At 66.7% G+C, this 567-nt stretch carries 1 protein-coding gene; it reads right to left on the bottom strand.

What is annotated here, in order from left to right; genetic code table 11:
- Positions 1–567: DAK2 domain-containing protein (locus EOA60_RS36445; RefSeq protein ID WP_128312802.1), on the bottom strand; the 567-nt coding region annotated here is incomplete at both ends.

Here is a 567-nt window from a genome sequence, read left to right as displayed (position 1 = left end):
CTGCGCGGCAGCCGTGAAGAAGATCGACAAAAGCACGCCGCTGGAACCGCCCATGGAAGTTCCCAATGTATCGCCGATTGTGGCGAGAGTTGCGGCCTGGTGCGCGAGCGGCAGCGTGCTTGACCGCGTCGACACGCTGCGTGCGCCGGTCGCCACCGTCGATCCCGTGTCGCCGTCGCCGGCTTTGGCGTCGAGGTCATTCAGAGCCTCCTCGAGCGAGATCAGCTTCTCGCAGACCGCAGCAATCAGCCGCTCGGCGCCGGCGTCACGGCTGGCCGCTTTGGCGATGTCGCGACCTGCCGGCTGGGCTATGGTCACCACGACCGGCGGGCGAACCGGCCTGGCCGGCAGCCAGGCATGCGGGCCGACCGGCGCCAGCAGCGCTGCCTCGCGCTCCGCCTCCAGCCTGATCAACGACAGCGAAAAGCCGTTCATGTTGAGCGCGGTCATCAGATGTCCGGGACCGATCGTCAGCCTCACCGCCTTTGCCAGCGGCGAGGCCAGCACGGCATTGGCGATCAACGACATTTCGAGCGGCGGTACCGATCCGAGATTGTTGATCAGCAA

The organism is Mesorhizobium sp. M1A.F.Ca.IN.020.06.1.1 (genome assembly GCF_004023265.1).
GTDB lineage: Bacteria > Pseudomonadota > Alphaproteobacteria > Rhizobiales > Rhizobiaceae > Mesorhizobium.
This window is presented reverse-complemented; position numbering and strand designations above follow the sequence as displayed.